The organism is Aliamphritea ceti, assembly GCF_024347215.1.
GTDB classification, from domain to species: domain Bacteria; phylum Pseudomonadota; class Gammaproteobacteria; order Pseudomonadales; family Balneatricaceae; genus Amphritea; species Amphritea ceti.
The window spans coordinates 3,147,335-3,162,397 of the sequence record NZ_AP025282.1 but is presented as its reverse complement, the minus strand read 5'-3'; the positions used below and the strand labels follow the sequence as shown (position 1 = coordinate 3,162,397).

12 protein-coding genes are annotated in these 15,063 nt (G+C 47.1%); 6 read left to right on the top strand and 6 right to left on the bottom strand.

Annotated features, from left to right (window positions below; translation table 11 throughout):
• Positions 1-49: 49 nt before the first annotated feature.
• The 3 genes from OCU49_RS14480 to OCU49_RS14470 all read right to left on the bottom strand — a co-directional run bounded on the left by OCU49_RS14480 (position 50) and on the right by OCU49_RS14470 (position 3,288).
• Entirely contained in the window at positions 50-1,072 is a 1,023-nt protein-coding gene (locus OCU49_RS14480) for a GGDEF domain-containing protein (RefSeq protein WP_261841273.1), read from the bottom strand.
• A 444-nt stretch (positions 1,073-1,516) separates the two neighbouring features.
• The gene (locus OCU49_RS14475) at positions 1,517-2,134 is read right to left on the bottom strand and encodes a YigZ family protein (protein WP_261841272.1); all 618 of its coding nucleotides are present in this window, start codon (positions 2,132-2,134) and stop codon (positions 1,517-1,519) included.
• Positions 2,131-3,288, bottom strand: a complete 1,158-nt coding sequence (locus tag OCU49_RS14470; protein ID WP_261841271.1) for a cation diffusion facilitator family transporter — start codon at positions 3,286-3,288, stop codon at positions 2,131-2,133. Before OCU49_RS14470 ends, OCU49_RS14475 begins: the two co-directional genes overlap by 4 nt.
• 604 nt (positions 3,289-3,892) lie before the next feature.
• On the opposite strand from OCU49_RS14470, the gene OCU49_RS14465 reads away from it, so the two are divergent.
• Together OCU49_RS14465 and mqo are read left to right on the top strand one after the other, a co-directional pair.
• Positions 3,893-4,780, top strand: coding sequence for a bile acid:sodium symporter family protein (locus OCU49_RS14465; RefSeq protein WP_261841270.1), 888 nt, complete (start codon positions 3,893-3,895; stop codon positions 4,778-4,780).
• A 483-nt stretch (positions 4,781-5,263) separates the two neighbouring features.
• Positions 5,264-6,766, top strand: a complete 1,503-nt coding sequence (gene mqo / locus OCU49_RS14460; protein ID WP_376787879.1) for a malate dehydrogenase (quinone) — start codon at positions 5,264-5,266, stop codon at positions 6,764-6,766.
• 73 nt (positions 6,767-6,839) lie between these two features.
• Here the strand turns inward: mqo and OCU49_RS14455 are convergent, their stop codons facing one another.
• On the bottom strand, positions 6,840-7,454 hold the full coding sequence (locus tag OCU49_RS14455; RefSeq protein ID WP_261841269.1) for a riboflavin synthase subunit alpha: 615 nt from the start codon (positions 7,452-7,454) through the stop codon (positions 6,840-6,842).
• 163 nt (positions 7,455-7,617) lie between these two features.
• Between OCU49_RS14455 and OCU49_RS14450 the strand changes: the two genes are divergently transcribed.
• A complete protein-coding gene (locus OCU49_RS14450; protein WP_261841268.1) occupies positions 7,618-8,520 on the top strand; it encodes a TIGR01777 family oxidoreductase in 903 nt (300 codons plus the stop codon).
• Here the strand turns inward: OCU49_RS14450 and OCU49_RS14445 are convergent, their stop codons facing one another.
• Positions 8,521-10,335, bottom strand: coding sequence for a BatD family protein (locus tag OCU49_RS14445; protein ID WP_261841267.1), 1,815 nt, complete (start codon positions 10,333-10,335; stop codon positions 8,521-8,523). It lies immediately after the preceding gene.
• A 275-nt stretch (positions 10,336-10,610) separates the two neighbouring features.
• Between OCU49_RS14445 and OCU49_RS14440 the strand changes: the two genes are divergently transcribed.
• The gene (locus tag OCU49_RS14440; RefSeq protein WP_336605341.1) at positions 10,611-10,844 is read left to right on the top strand and encodes a DUF2835 domain-containing protein; all 234 of its coding nucleotides are present in this window, start codon (positions 10,611-10,613) and stop codon (positions 10,842-10,844) included.
• Between the two features lie 74 nt (positions 10,845-10,918).
• Positions 10,919-11,947, top strand: a complete 1,029-nt coding sequence (locus tag OCU49_RS14435) for a quinone-dependent dihydroorotate dehydrogenase (protein WP_261841265.1) — start codon at positions 10,919-10,921, stop codon at positions 11,945-11,947.
• A gap of 126 nt (positions 11,948-12,073) precedes the next feature.
• On the opposite strand, the gene OCU49_RS14430 is transcribed toward OCU49_RS14435, so the two are convergent.
• Positions 12,074-12,283, bottom strand: coding sequence for a BatR family protein (locus tag OCU49_RS14430; protein WP_261841264.1), 210 nt, complete (start codon positions 12,281-12,283; stop codon positions 12,074-12,076).
• Between the two features lie 484 nt (positions 12,284-12,767).
• Between OCU49_RS14430 and rlmKL the strand changes: the two genes are divergently transcribed.
• Positions 12,768-14,987 carry a bifunctional 23S rRNA (guanine(2069)-N(7))-methyltransferase RlmK/23S rRNA (guanine(2445)-N(2))-methyltransferase RlmL gene (gene rlmKL, locus OCU49_RS14425; protein ID WP_336605340.1) on the top strand — a complete coding sequence of 740 codons (2,220 nt, stop codon included), beginning with the start codon at positions 12,768-12,770 and terminating at the stop codon, positions 14,985-14,987.
• The last annotated feature ends 76 nt before the right edge of the window (positions 14,988-15,063 follow it).

Below are 15,063 nucleotides of genomic sequence, written 5' to 3'. Positions count from 1 at the left end.
TTTTCGAAAGCAGTGTATAGGTCGAAGTTGTTTTAGCTGCAGTGGCAGATTAATTGGCTATCTGTACCTGATCACGGCCATTTTGTTTTGCTTTGTAGAGTGCTACATCGGCACGGCCGGTACAGGCATCAGGTGTTTCGCCAGGAATAAGTTCCGCTACACCGAATGATGAAGTAATTGAGCTGATAACTTCACCAGATTTCTTTTGTTTAATTCTGATAGCTTTAATTTTACTGCGGATTGTTTCCGCTAGCTGTACTGCTGTTGCCGTGTCTTTACCTGGTAGAAGTACTGCAAATTCTTCGCCGCCAAAACGCACCGGAAGAAGAGGCGGCAGGCATAATTCTTTTACCATTTTGCCGACGTACTGCAGAACCTTATCGCCCATGAGGTGGCCGTAGGTGTCATTAAATTTCTTGAAATGATCGATGTCGATCATTACCAGTGTAACCTTAGCGTCTTTGCTGCTGGCTATCTGGCTGAATTCCATATCGAATACGCGGCGGTTGAATAGACCTGTCAGGGCATCAACGCTGGCATCCTGACGGGACTTTTCAAGTTCCTGCTTCAGGGTAGCTATTTCTGCTTGTGCTTCATCAATCTTGCTCTGGAACTGTTTGGTCGTGTCACTCATTGCCTGAGTGTTCGCGGTGAGTTTTTCAATGATGCCGGCAACGTTCTCATCCTGCTCGATGACATGGCTTGCCTGCAGTGCCTGTAAGCTGTCTTCAAGCATATCACTGAAGGCTTCAGCGTTTTCGATGGTGCTGCTGGCTTCGCTTTCCAGGCTGCCCATCACAGCCATTAAGGCGGTTTGCAGGTCTTCAGCATTATCAATTTCTTCTTTGATCAGAAAGTCGCGAAACATCTGTTCGCTGATGATACTTGGGCAGGTGCCGTAGGTTTCCAGTGCTTTATCCATTTGGGTATTTAGCCCTGGAATAACATTAGATACATAGGCATACCAAAGTGAATAATTCAGCGGGTTGGGCGGAATGCTGTATTTAACCATCAGGGGAATTGCCTGACGGAGACATTCAGCGGCTTGATTAGGATTATCTGCGAACTTCATACGACCTCTTCTGCGAGTGCAATCGTTATATCAACAAGTACAACAACCAAACATGTTACTGATTTATACTTAGAAATAATCTATCGGCTTGATTTGGTGGAACTTTATAGTTTATTGAAAATAATTAAACAACTGTTTAAGACGCTTTGGGCGCGTATTCCGATCGTCGCATGAGGTTTCCGGGCAGCGAAATAAGACTATAAGTTAATTGTTAAAGTTTGAAAAATGCTGAATCGGTGTTTTATGGGAAATTTGATTCAGATCAGTTGCTTACATAAGTTGTGCTAACAGAGAATAAGACTGCAAGATGGTATTTGCCAGTGTGAGTCGGTGAGCAGGGGTATAGCAAAGGCTTACATGCTGCCTTGTTGAGAAGTAAAAAACTGGTGTTTTTAACTGTATGGCTGAAGGAAGCAGTCGAAGCTGCAGTATCTGATCAGCTTTTTAAGCAGCCTTATCGTCATAGCTGAGTGAGACTTTGTGCTGAATGGGTTGCAGAGCCAGTTTCAGATCTTCCAATAGTTGCGTTTCAATAGAGCCGTGAATAAGCAGTTGTTGTTCAAATAAACGCTCTTTTACCAGTATGTTGAAACGACTGATTAGCTGCTCCAGATCGCCGGTAAGTTCGTATCCGGCAGACAGGCTGATATCCAGTTGAGGTACGACGGGTTCGGTTTCTAAGAGTCTGATACTTTCATTCAGACTTTGCCCGTAAGCTCTTACCAGACCGCCGGTGCCTAGTTTTACACCACCAAAATAACGGGTGACGACAGCACAGATCTCGCCTATACCTGAATGTCGCAGAATGTTAAGCATCGGTTGTCCGGCGGTGCCTTTTGGCTCGCCGTCATCGCTGCAGTTCCATTGTTGTGGGTCTTCAGGATAGCCCGCCACATAGCTCCAGCAGTTGTGATTAGCTTTTGGGTGTTGTTGACGAATACTCTCAATGAAGGCCTCTGCTGCTTCACGCCCTGATACGGGCGCGATGTAACAGATAAAGCGGCTGTGTTTAATAATAATTTCACTGCTTACTGCAGCACAGGGGCGCAAATAGGTTTTCATTGGTATTCTGACTTAGATGAGTCCGGTTGTCTTACCAGTACGTTAAGGTTGCCAAACCATGCGTGTTTGCTGAGAGCTGAGTTCAGTTGTTGTTGCAGATGCGTCAATTCGTAGGCGGCAGTATCGCTGCTGTTAAGCAGCAGATCAATCTCTACCGCATCGGTCTGATAGTGCAGATTTAAGCGGTGAATCTTAAGTTCTGTAGCTTCGTTTTGATCCAGGATTTCAAAAATGTAGCGGCTGATTTCAACCCGGTTAGGCAATACCTGACAATAGTTATCCGCTTCGTCGTCGTAAGTGTCGATATGAAAGATCACGTGTTTAATGTCCGGGAAGCGTGCACGCAGGCGGTATACTGCTCTATCGCCGATGAAATGTCCCTCAGAGGCACTCAGGTAAGGTGCAATCTGTAAGTGAATCTCCAGAAGGATCTGGCTGGCCATACGCCGGGTTTTGAAATTGTGGACGCTGAGAATACCTTCTACCTGCATGATCTCATCGGTATAGGCGGTTACATCTTCTTCCGGTAATGCTGTATCCAGTAATTCCTGAACACATTTCCAGCTAAGTTCGATACCTATTTTGGCTACGATGAAACCAACCAGAATAGCAGCCACTGCATCGAGCCAGGCAAATCCACTCATCGCGCCGAGAATGCCGACAAAAACGATGATGGAAGACAGTGCATCGGTACGGCTATGCCAGGCGTTGGCTATGAGCAGGTCCGACTTGAGCCTTTTACCTATTGCCAGTGTATAGCGAAATATCCATTCTTTGGCAGCGACGGAAATTGCTGCAACCACTAATGTTGGCCATTCAGGTATCAGCAACGTTGTGCCACTAATAAGTGTATGTACACTGTCATAGGCGATAGCGCCGGCTACTAATATCAGTAAACCACCCAGAATAATTGTCCCTAGTGTTTCAAACCGGGCGTGCCCCCATGGATGTTCTTTATCCGGCTCCTGGTGCGAATACCTAAAGATAACTATGACCATCACATCGGTGAGCAAATCTGACAGGGAATGAATGCCATCTGCTACCAGGGCGGTGGAGTGCGCCAGGCTGCCGATAATGATTTTGAGTGCCCCGAGTAACGTATCAAGAATAGCGCCGATCAGGGTTATTTTCTGAGCTTCAGATTGTGGAGTCATGATTTGAATAATAGCTGTTGTTTGGGCAATGAGCCTGACGATAAAGCAGGCATACTAATGCGTCTGCTTTTCTGGCTCCAGTTTAAGCATCAAAAAGACTGTAAAAAAATCTAAAAAAAACAATAAAAGCAGCTTGACTTCTCTCTGTCACAGCGCTGACGCGGTTTTGCAATATAGTGTGGGAGAAATACCGCTTAAGGTCTGAAAATACAGTTTTGGCAGATGTAAGTCATTGAAATAAAAGTAATAAAACATCTGGTTAAAATATGACCAGTTTGTGTGTATCTACACAGTAGTGGGGCTGTTAGAGGGTTTTAATACGGCTACCCACAGTGTTATCCACAAGATATGTGAGTAGTTCTTTTCAGGCCTTGTACTGGCAGTGTTTGCCGCTTGTTGGGGAAAAGATTTCAGGTGCTTTTTCAGGGGATTCAAAAGCTTAAGACAACGGAAGATTTTTTGAGTTCAACAGGTGTTTTAGACGGAGTCTTCTACTGCTTTCTACAACTAAGGGATAAGGCCGCTGATATATAATCCGCAACAGTTAGCGCATATGATGCCGGCTGATTTCTGAAGACTGCTGCTACGGGGTACAGGCTTATTTATGAACGATCCGGATATTGTGGGTTTGTTGCTGCCGCTGGCACTTTTTACTGTTATGTTCGGCGTGGGTTTGTCCCTAAGGCCAGATGATTTCTGGCAGCTGAAGCAGCGACCGGGTGTGATTGTACTGGGGGTGTTGTTGCAGCTGGTAATGTTACCGTTATTGGGCGTTGCTGTTGTTTATCTGTTTAATTTACCTGCGGTGCTGGCCGCCGGGTTGTTAATCCTCACATTTGCACCTGGTGGTGCTACGTCCAATCTGATTTGTTTTCTGTGTCGGGCGGACACTGCATTGTCGGTGAGCCTGACGGTACTATCCGGTTTAATTATTCCTTTTTCGCTACCCTGGCTAAGTATTCTTGTCTTGCAGCAATTACAGCTCAGTGATCTGGCAATTAATTTTCCGGTTGGAATGACAATTACGAAGCTGTTTGCCATCAGCGTATTGCCGGTTGCTCTAGGCATGCTTTGTCGTTACCGTCAGCCGCAGTTTTGTCTGCGTATAATGGTCTGGGTTAAAGGCTTTGCTGCTCTGATTATGCTGCTGGTGGTTTCTATGCTGGCAGTTACACAATTGCAGATGCTATTACAGTTGTTACCGGTGTTAGCGCCGGCCGTCCTGACCTTGGCTGGCCTGGCTATGCTGCTGGCTTATATAGTTAGTCGCGGATCAGGGTTGGTGCAGCGTGAATCACTGACTCTGGCAATAGAAACAGGTATCCAGAACGCGGGTACCAGCCTGATTATTACGGCGGTCATTCTGCAAAACACAGAGATGTCAGCGGCTGTTCTGCTATATGGCATTCTGATGCAGCTGCCTGCCTTCGGGTTGATTATCTGGCGCAATTTACCTGGAATCCGGGCATCTCATGCCTATCCTGCCAGATAAGTTTACGTTCAGTTACAGAGGGGCACTGTTTGGTTTCTGGCCAGGTTTCATTGAATTCAAAATGAGCTCTACAGCCAAAGCTACAGCCTGCCAGTGGCTGTTGGTCTATGCGGCCGTAATGAAGGTCAAAATTCTTTTGCGGGTGCAGCGTGAGTGTTTCACAAAAGGGCTGTTTATTGAGTGCCCTGGTTATATAGACCTTAGTAGCAGTATCAGCCTAAGGGATAGTATTTTATTATCCTGTACGACAAGCTTTTTTGGTCATAATCAGTATAATCAGCGCCACAAAAACCATCACTGGCGGTAATTATGCTTCGTTAATGACGAAAGCTGGTTCATTCCTCCAGATGGATGCTGCAGCAACTATACTGCAGAAGCTCTTTATTCAGCGCTGTCATGAGTCGCGGTGATACAGTTTACCGGTATTGCTGCGGTGCAGCGCTGATGTCAGCGTTAATGTCTAGGTTTAAATGGCGGAGATTTATGACCTCGAAATCTGTTGATGTATTACTGGTGGGTGCCGGTGCGATGAGCACCACGTTAGGTGTGCTGCTTAAGCAACTCGATCCTTCCCTGAAAATTGCCATGGTTGAGCGTCTCGATCATGTCGCGAATGAAAGTACTGATGCGATGAATAACGCCGGTACGGGTCATGCTGCGTATTGTGAGCTGAACTATACGGCTTTACAGGAAGATGGCAGTGTCAGCACTGATAAAGCCTTTAGCATTAATGCATCATTTGAGGCTAGCCTGCAGTTCTGGGCGTACCTGGTTGAGCAGGAATGCCTGCCGTCTCCTGAGCAATTCATCAGTAATGTTCCTCATCAGAGTCTTGTTTGGGGCAAAGAGAATGTTGCTTTCCTGCGTAAGCGCTATGTTGCGCTGAGTAAAACTGCTCAGTTTGCTGACATGGAATATTCCGAAGATCCGGCTGTTTTGAGTGAATGGATGCCACTTATTATGCAGGATCGTCCATCTGATGAGCCTGTTGCGGCGACGCGGGTACGCTATGGTACTGATGTGAACTTCGGGTCACTGGCACGCAACATGGTCGAATATCTGGAAAAACAGGATAATTTTGATTTGCTGCTGGGCCATGCGGTTGAAGACCTGAGTCAGTGTAGCGATGGTGACTGGCGTGTGGATCTTAAGTCTTTGCAGGGCAAAGATATTAAGATTCGGGCTAAGTTTGTCTTCCTGGGTGCAGGTGGCGGAGCATTGCCGTTATTACAGAAGTCCGGTATCAGTGAAGGTGATGGCTACGGCGGTTTCCCTGTAAGTGGGCAATGGTTGGTGTGTAATAAGCCTGAAGTTGTAGAGCAGCACATGGCTAAAGTATACGGTCAGGCGCCAATCGGTGCGCCACCAATGTCTGTGCCGCATCTGGATAGCCGTGTCATTGATGGTAAGCGCGCATTGCTGTTTGGGCCTTTTGCGGGCTTTACTACTAAGTTCCTGAAGCAAGGGTCTGTGCTGGATATGCCGTTAAGCGTACGTCTTAGCAACTTAAAACCAATGATGTCTGTTGGCGCTAAGAATATGGATCTGACCCGTTACCTGATCAGTGAAGTAATGCAGTCGCATAGTGATCGTGTCAATTCTCTGCGCCGTTTCTTTCCGGGTGCGAAAGAAGAAGACTGGGAGCTATGTTCTGCTGGTCAGCGAGTACAGATCATTAAGAAAGATGCCAAAGGTAAAGGTAAGCTGGAATTCGGCACTGAGGTGATTTCGTCTGCTGATGGCCGTTTGGCTGCTTTGCTGGGCGCATCTCCGGGAGCGTCTACCGCAACGATGACGATGATTGATGTTATCAACCGTTGTTTCCCTGAGCAGGTTAAAAGTCCTGAATGGCAGGCTAAACTGAAGCAAATGGTTGAGTCGTATGGTGAAGACCTGATTGCAGATGATGAATTGCTGCGCCGTGTACGTAAACGTACCTTGTCAGTACTGAAAATTGATGATCAGTATGGTGCTGAGCAAGTATAGGTTCAGTTACTCATAAAAAAACCGCAGCCTGAGCTGCGGTTTTTTTTCGTCGGTATTACGCTGTTGTTCGGCTTCAGGCTGGCTGATTATGTTTCATATAGCGTTCAATAGTGTCGACTACAGCCTGGGTCTGGCTGTCTATCTCGAGATTTATTTTGTCGCCAGGCTGGATTTCGCCAAATGTGGTGACAGTTAGCGTTTCAGGAATCAGGTAAACATTGAAACCTGAATCGCTTACTTCACCCACTGTCAGGCTGCAGCCATTCAGGGCAACAAAGCCTTTAGGCAGAATGTATTTAATAAACTCAGGCATTACATCAAACCAGAGAATACAGTTATCGGTTGGGGTTTCTTTGCTGCGCAGCGTTATCTGGCTGTGTATGTGCCCGGACAGTAAATGACCGCCAATTTCATCGCCAAAGCGGGCAGCTCGCTCAAAGTTAACGTTTTCGCCCGGCTTCAGTTCTCCAAGATTTGTTACTCTTAGTGTTTCCATGATCAGGTCGAAGTGGACTTGCTGGTTTTCAAAGCCTGTAATCGTCAGGCAGGTGCCATTAACCGCAATGCTGGCGCCAGTTTGCAGATTGTTACAGTGAGCAACAGGCAGTTCAAGCGTCAGGCGCATGAAGTTTTCGTGCCGTTCCAGCTGGGTGACAGTCGCAATGCCTTGTACGATACCTGTAAACATAGTTGTCTCTCGTTAGTAGGCAGGGAGCTGCCAAATGGTGTAAACCTGTTATATAGGCATCTTATATTGAGATCTGAAAGCAGGATTTCAAGGTATAAACTGATTAACCTGGCTGGTAGTTGTCAGGTGGGAACAAGTCACCGGAAATGGAATGGGGAAAAGTATGCATATTTTAATCAGTGGCGGAACCGGGTTTATAGGTCAGTATTTGGTACCTGCGCTATTAGCGGAAGGGCATTACATTACTCTCTGGGCGCGTTCTGAAACAAAGGTGCAAGGTTTATATGGAGACAGTGTCAGCTGTGTGACGGCGTTAGATGCACTGGAGAATAATGCTGTTATTGATGCTGTTATTAACCTGGCCGGTGAAGGGATAGCTGATGCGCGATGGACAGAGAAGCGTAAAGGTATTTTGCTGAGTAGCAGGGTAGGAACAACGGATGCGCTGGTTGCCCTGATAGAGCGTCTGGAAACTAAGCCAGCAGTGATGCTGAGTGGCTCCGCAATTGGTTTTTACGGCAGTCAGCCACCAGAAAAGGAGTTGGGTGAAGAGGCTGAGCCTCAGGCTGAATTTACTCACGAGCTTTGTCAGCGTTGGGAGGCCAGTGCACTGCGTGCTGAAGCTTCCGGCGTCAGGGTTTGTCTACTGCGCACGGGGATTGTGTTAGGTAGAGGGGGGGCGCTAGCTAAAATGTTGCCGCCTTTTCGATTTGGTCTGGGTGGGCGAATTGCTTCCGGGGTACAGGTTATGTCGTGGGTACATATTCAGGATGAGTTGGGCATGATTTTATATTTGCTCAAACATGCTGAATGTTCCGGTGCATTTAACCTGACAGCGCCGGGCGCAGTCAGTAACTGTGAATTCAGTGCCGAGCTTGGCCGTGCACTGCATCGTCCGGCACTGCTGCCTCTGCCGTCGATAGTACCACGTCTGTTGCTTGGTGAAGGGGCTGTATTGTTACTGCAGGGGCAAAGGGTATATCCGCAACGTCTGGAGGCTGCGGGGTATAAGTTTAGCTATCCTGAGCTGCCGACAGCTTTGGAAGCGGTACTGGCAGACTGGTAATCAGAGGGCGTGTAGCTGCGCAGACTGACGGTCGCGTACTTTTTGTAATGCCTTGGCGAGTAAATCTCCGGCCCAGTCTTCAGCGTCATGTTCACTGATATGGTTCTCAAGATCTATCAGTAGCAGCTCAAGTGTTTTACTGCCGCTGGCATTGATCATATCCATGCTGTTCTGGATATCCTGTTCCGGCCATAAATATCTGGCCCATTCTAACATCATAAGACGGGCTTCCAGTGCCATGCCCTGATTGCACGCCTGGATGGTTGCGCTAAAGGCTTCTTCTTCAGCAATTTGAATTGCCATTAAATCTGTGGCGTCGAGCTCATCTTCAATGGTTGCTGAGTCTGCATTATTTGTTTGTGCCAGTGGCATTGATGGTGCAAAAGGGTCTTGTTTAATTTTGCGCAACCGGGCGAATGTATATAGCCAGCCCAGCGCACAAAGTATGCTCACCCCTGCCAGTAACCAGACAATGAAAGGCAGAGAGTTGTCCTGTGGAGCTGAGGTGGCTGACTGTTGTATTACTGGTACAGCAGCAGTGGGAGAGTCCATTACAGCATTAATGGTTATGTTGTCCGTTGCGGACATGCTAACGGTTACCGGTGCTTCTGATGTTGAAGTTAAGCTCTCGGTCTGCGTGATAAGGCTTTCGGTGGTTCTGCTTTCGGTAGGAGCAGTAGCCTCGCCGATGCTGATCGGCGCAGAGCCGGGTATAACACGTAAAGTCGCGCTGGGTAATGTTGCGCGCTCATTTCGGTCGCGTTCGGTATTCCACCAGGAGATGACAATTTGTGGCAGGGTAACTTCGCCGCGTTCAGTAGGAATGATGGTAATTACTTCAGTACGGCTGCTGATCAGGCCTGCACTGGTTACTTCCTCGTTGAGTATTACTTCATCAATAGCAATTCTGGCCAGTTCATTGCGCAGTGGCATAAGTGACGGTAGGTTGCTGGCTGGCACGCCTTCGGCAGTTAATGTGATTGTACGCTTGATTGCTGCGCCGGGTACCAGTGGTTCTGGCATCTGCCAGTTTTCAGTAATGCTGACTTTACTGCCCGGTAACCAGAATCCTGGTGGGTCCTGCGGAGCCTGATTAAGTACTGCAATGTTGAGAGGCGGGCTGGTGACTTCTGTTGCTCCGGGTCCGTTACGAAAGCTTGCTGGGGGGATGACCAACTGACCTGGCTGTAACGGGAAAATTGCATAATTGTGCTCAAGTACCTGGTAGGTTTCACCCTGAAATTGCGTTGTGTACTGACGGGACTCACCCAGCGGTTTGACTTCGGCGTTATCAATTGCGGGCTGTTGCAGATGCGCCAGCTGGCCTAAGGATTCCTGATGAAATAGTTTAATGCTATAGAGAAGCTGACTGTTAACGTAAAGTTCGTTGTTATCAACGTTATGCTCAATAAATTCGTCCTGTCGTGCAATCGTTGGCCGGGTTTGAGAAGGCAGAACAGTAAGGGATATTGTCGGGCTGATTTCCTGATTGATCAGTAAGCCGGGGATTTGTAATTCGCCGCTGATTCTTGGGCGTAATAAAATCTGCCAGCGACTGCTGTAGCTATTATTGCCGTTGGTATGGCTGGAGACGCTCATTTGCTTGCTGCCAAGAAAATGGAAATCTTTATTCAGTGGTGAAAAGTCCGGGCGGCGTGCGCTACGTTGATCAACTTCTACGGTGAGCAGGACAGTTTCGTTAGAGTTGATTGCGTAGCGATCGAGATATACGCTGATTTGGGCGTGCAGCAGGCTGGAAAATAACAGGCTGAAGGCGCCTGTCAGAATGGCGATAAAGTTAAGTAAACAGTGCATGCTGGCAGGTGAAGTCCTGAAACGGCTGATAGTAGTTGCACGGGGTGTGAAAGGATTTGGCCGCGTGCGTTTAGGTTTAGGATTATAACGGGGTTTTCAGTAAATCCCAGCGATGAAGATAAATTGTCTTGATGCGCTGTGCAGCGGGGTGTTCGGGTTATATCAGGTAAGTGCTTGCGGGCGGATTTGTCGGATTTTATGTAGCGCCGGGCTCATTGACTCATATAGAATATCTGGCAAAAGATAAGAGTACGAATTAACAGATTTTTAGCAGGATGTTTAGCCGGATTATGCAACAGATCATAGTCGATATCAGTCTTAGTAATGAAGAGTATTTGCAACATTATAGGGGCACTGCAAAGAATGTAGTGGCTTATAGCCGGGATGGCAGGAGGATAAGATTCCCCGCAGATATTCTCCGCTCATTTTTATTACATAATGGTGTTCATGGCAGTTTTGCGATTCGTTTTGATGATCAGGGGAAATTTAGTGATATCCGACGCTTATAGGGGCTGATGTCTTTTTACTCTGTATCACTGATTGCTTATAATGCGCCTGAATTTAAACCGATATGTGGCCGCCAATGTTATATCAACTCGCTCGTTCTGCGTTGTTCCAGCTTGATCCTGAAGTTTCCCATGACCTGACCCTGAAAAGCATGCAGCTTATGGGTAGCAGTGGTCTGGATAAGTTGCTGGCATGTAAGCAGCCAGAGTTGCCGGTAAATGTTATGGGCATCGATTTTCCGAATCCTGTAGGACTGGCAGCGGGTTTGGATAAAAATGCAGTGGCGATTGATGCTATGTCCGCGCTGGGTTTTGGTTTTGTAGAGGTTGGTACAGTAACGCCGCGACCTCAGCCGGGTAATCCGAAGCCACGCATTTTCCGTTTGCCTCAGCAGCATGCAATTATCAACCGGATGGGGTTTAACAATCTGGGTGTTGATGCGTTGCTGGAAAATGTGGCGAAGAGTCGTTTTCGCGGTGTGCTGGGTATTAATATTGGTAAGAATATTGATACACCTGTTGAAAATGCGCTGGACGATTATCTGTTGTGTATGCGCAAGGTGTACAGCGAAGCTACTTATATTACCGTTAACGTGTCTTCTCCTAATACGCCGGGGCTGCGTAACTTGCAGTTTGGTGATTCATTAAATGAATTACTGGAGAATCTGAAGGAAGAGCAGGCAAAGCTGGCGCAGGTATTTGGAAAGTATGTGCCAGTAGCAGTTAAGATTGCGCCAGATATGAATGAAGAAGAGTTTGGTTTAGTTGCAGCTTCTCTGAAGCAGTATGAGCTTGATGGTGTGATAGCAACTAACACGACCTTATCACGTGAGGGTGTTGAAGGGCTTCAGTATGGTGATGAAGCTGGTGGATTAAGTGGTGCGCCGGTGCGGAGTGGCTCGACCAGAGCGGTGCGTATTCTTGCGCGTGAGCTTGATGGTGCATTACCTATTATCGGAGTAGGCGGGATTACCGATGGCTTTGATGCCCGGGAAAAAATTGAAGCCGGTGCCAGTCTGGTTCAGATTTACAGTGGTTTTATTTATCAGGGACCGTCGTTGATTCGTGATTCAGTAAAAGCGATTGCTGAGCTGGGCGATAGTTAATTAGTAGGATGTATTTTAAAAAAGGGCCTGAAACGAAAGTTTCAGGCCCTTTTTTATGGTGTAAAGAAAAGTGAGTGTTTAATTCGAACCTGAAGCGCTGTGGCGTTCAGAGTTCGTTTTTTGATGTTAATGAAGAGACGGATTAATGTTGATGGCTGATACCCCTGACTGGCCATTCCAGTGCGCTTCACGGCCTTCTCTCCAGCCACTCATCCAGTGACTGCGTAAATCGTTGATGTTATTGACGGGGCATTCGTCTCTGGATTTGCCTATAAGACCTGCTTGAAAACCACGGTTAAAAAGTACGGAGGAACGATCTCGCTTCTGTCTTTTCATAAGACAACCTCTCTTTAGGGTTTAACATTGAAGGCAGGATAGCCGTCTTCTGGAGTCCGGTATGGGCCTGGTGATTCTTTAGTAATCTGCCAGCAACAATAGCTATCCATTTCTCTGTGTATCAGGGTGAGAATACTCTTGCGCCTGAACTTCGCACTTCCCCATTTATACTCAATTCAGCTTCACTGTGTAATTAAAAAAGCATATTAACGATAAGGTTTTAATAAATTTGTAATCTTCAGCGGTGAATAAAGCTGCTTTTTCAAATAGTTATTTCTAATAGATGTTTTTCAAATAAATGTTTGAAATATTTTCATCTGATTTGGCGCAATTTTTGAGTGCATTTGTGTTTTTCTACTTTGTATTTTGCAGAATTCTAGGCTAGTGGCTTTGCATTAAGTGGTGGTCTGAGTAGTGGGTCTGGGGGTGCTAATTGGCTGGTGTTATACCTGTAGGCGCGTTACCATGCGCTTCCTGACCTTCTGTGTCCCGCATCCATCTATTTGAATACCTGTCTGATATGAACTTTTTTGCTACCTGTCCCAAAGGCCTGGAGCCTGTTTTATTTACTGAGCTGGAATCGCTCGGCGTTTCTGATTGTCGTCAGACCTTAGCGGGTGTGAGTTTTGCCGGTGAACTGGTTGAAGCGTATCGGGTGTGTTTATGGTCGCGGGTTGCTAACCGGGTTTTGCTGGTATTGCATGATGCAGATGCTGTTGAGACCGCTGATGACCTCTATCAGGCGGTAAGTGCCGTGGGTTGGCTGGATCATCTTCGTGCCAGCGGTACTTTGACTGTAGATTTTTCTGGTCAGTCTCAGGCCATTAATCACAGTCGTTTTGGCGCACAAAAAGTTAAAGACGCAATCGTCGATCAGATTCGTGAGCAGACTGGGAATCGTCCATCTGTTGACCGTATACGTCCGGACTTACGGGTTAATGTGCGGTTGAATCGTGGCAAGTTGCGAGTGTGTCTGGATTTATCTGGCGACAGTCTGCATCGGCGTGGTTATCGCTTACAGGCGGGTAAGGCGCCGATGAAAGAGAACCTGGCGGCTGCTTTGTTGTATCGGTGTCAGTGGCAGGATTTTTATTCTCAGGGTCAGGGCCTGATTGATCCGATGTGTGGCTCCGGTACTTTATTGATAGAAGCAGCAATGATGGCTGCAGATATTGCGCCGGGCTTGCAGCGTCGTGAGTATGGATTTACCCGCTGGCCACAACATAAGGCTTCAGTATGGCGTGAACTGCTTGAAGAAGCCCAGACGCGTCGTGAAGCGGGTTTAGCGTCACTCGATATTAAGTTGGCAGGTTTTGATTCAGATGCCAAAGTTCTGGCCACCGCGCAGGAAAATGCCAGCCGTGCAGGTGTTGATCATGTGATGCATTTTGAGCGCCGTGAGTTGGCAAAGCTGTCGTGCCCGGCAAAAATGGAACAGGGATTATTACTGACGAACCCTCCGTATGGTGAGCGTTTAGGTGATGAGCCGACATTGTTCTTCCTGTACCAGCATTTGGGAGAGCGGCTTAAGGCTGATTTTGCGGGTTGGCGTGCTGCGGTATTTACCGGTAATCCAGAGCTTTGCAAGATGATGAAGCTGGCGGTAGATAAGCGTTACAAGCTTTATAACGGTGCGCTTGAAAGTCAGTTGCTGATGTTTGATATTCGTGAGCGAACCGCAGAAGAAATTGCTGAAGCTGAAGAAAAGCAGCAGTTGGTTCAGGAAAAATTGAATGCTGACGCCGAACCTGTTGTGTTGTCCGATGGCGCTGTTATGTTTGCTAACAGGGTAAAGAAGAATTTAAAACAGCTGGGTAAGTGGGCGCGTAAGCAAGATATTGCCTGTTACCGGATATATGATGCTGATTTGCCTGAATATGCTGTTGCGGTTGACCGTTACGGCGACTGGCTGCATGTGCAGGAATATGCTGCGCCGAAAAGTGTTGATACTGTGAAGGCGTTTGAGCGGGTACATGAGGTGATGCAGGTGTTACCTGGCTTGCTCGAAATGCCAGCAGAGAAAGTTGTACTTAAGCAACGTAAGCGTCAGCAGGGTACCAGTCAGTACGAAAAACAGAATGCGACGGATAACTTCTTTGAAGTTCAGGAAGGTGGTTGTCGGATTCTGGTGAATTTGCAAGATTATCTTGATACGGGCTTGTTCCTGGATCACCGTCCGGTGCGATTGCAGATACAGCAGCAGTCGGCAGGCAAAGATGTATTAAATCTGTTCAGTTATACAGCAACCGCTTCGTTGCATGCTGCGAAAGGTGGTGCGCGTTCAACGACCAGTGTCGATATGTCGGCGACATACCTTAACTGGGCGCGCAAGAACTTTGCGTTGAATGGCTTTGCAGAAACCCGTCATCACTTTTTACAGGAAGATTGTATTAAGTGGCTGAAGGCGCAGAAAGGTCAGCATTTTGATCTGATCTTCATGGATCCGCCAACATTTTCTAATTCTAAGCGTATGCATGATGTATTGGATGTGCAGCGTGATCATGTGATGCTGGTTGATCAGGCGATGCAGTTGTTGCGTCCTGGTGGCAAGCTGATTTTCTCTAATAACTATCGTCGCTTTAAGCTTGATGAGGCTTTGCAGCAACGTTATCAGGTCAAAGATATTACCCGCTCAACTATCGATCTTGATTTTAAGCGCAACGCAAAAATACACAGCTGTTTTGAGTTTGTTAAACCTGAGTAAGGTATAGCGGTTTGAAGCAGCGCTAATGCGAGTCTCCTGAGTAAAAGCTAGTTATAAAAAAAGGCCATCATCTGAT

Excerpts from the sequence above, each read along its gene's own strand:
- OCU49_RS14480 (WP_261841273.1), bottom strand. The coding sequence starts at position 1,072 with ATGAAGTTCGCAGATAATCCTAATCAAGCCGCTGAATGTCTCCGTCAG.
- OCU49_RS14475 (WP_261841272.1), bottom strand. The coding sequence starts at position 2,134 with ATGAAAACCTATTTGCGCCCCTGTGCTGCAGTAAGCAGTGAAATTATT.
- OCU49_RS14470 (WP_261841271.1), bottom strand. The coding sequence starts at position 3,288 with ATGACTCCACAATCTGAAGCTCAGAAAATAACCCTGATCGGCGCTATT.
- OCU49_RS14465 (WP_261841270.1), top strand. The coding sequence starts at position 3,893 with ATGAACGATCCGGATATTGTGGGTTTGTTGCTGCCGCTGGCACTTTTT.
- mqo (WP_376787879.1), top strand. The coding sequence starts at position 5,264 with ATGACCTCGAAATCTGTTGATGTATTACTGGTGGGTGCCGGTGCGATG.
- OCU49_RS14455 (WP_261841269.1), bottom strand. The coding sequence starts at position 7,454 with ATGTTTACAGGTATCGTACAAGGCATTGCGACTGTCACCCAGCTGGAA.
- OCU49_RS14450 (WP_261841268.1), top strand. The coding sequence starts at position 7,618 with ATGCATATTTTAATCAGTGGCGGAACCGGGTTTATAGGTCAGTATTTG.
- OCU49_RS14445 (WP_261841267.1), bottom strand. The coding sequence starts at position 10,335 with ATGCACTGTTTACTTAACTTTATCGCCATTCTGACAGGCGCCTTCAGC.
- OCU49_RS14440 (WP_336605341.1), top strand. The coding sequence starts at position 10,611 with ATGTTTAGCCGGATTATGCAACAGATCATAGTCGATATCAGTCTTAGT.
- OCU49_RS14435 (WP_261841265.1), top strand. The coding sequence starts at position 10,919 with ATGTTATATCAACTCGCTCGTTCTGCGTTGTTCCAGCTTGATCCTGAA.
- OCU49_RS14430 (WP_261841264.1), bottom strand. The coding sequence starts at position 12,283 with ATGAAAAGACAGAAGCGAGATCGTTCCTCCGTACTTTTTAACCGTGGT.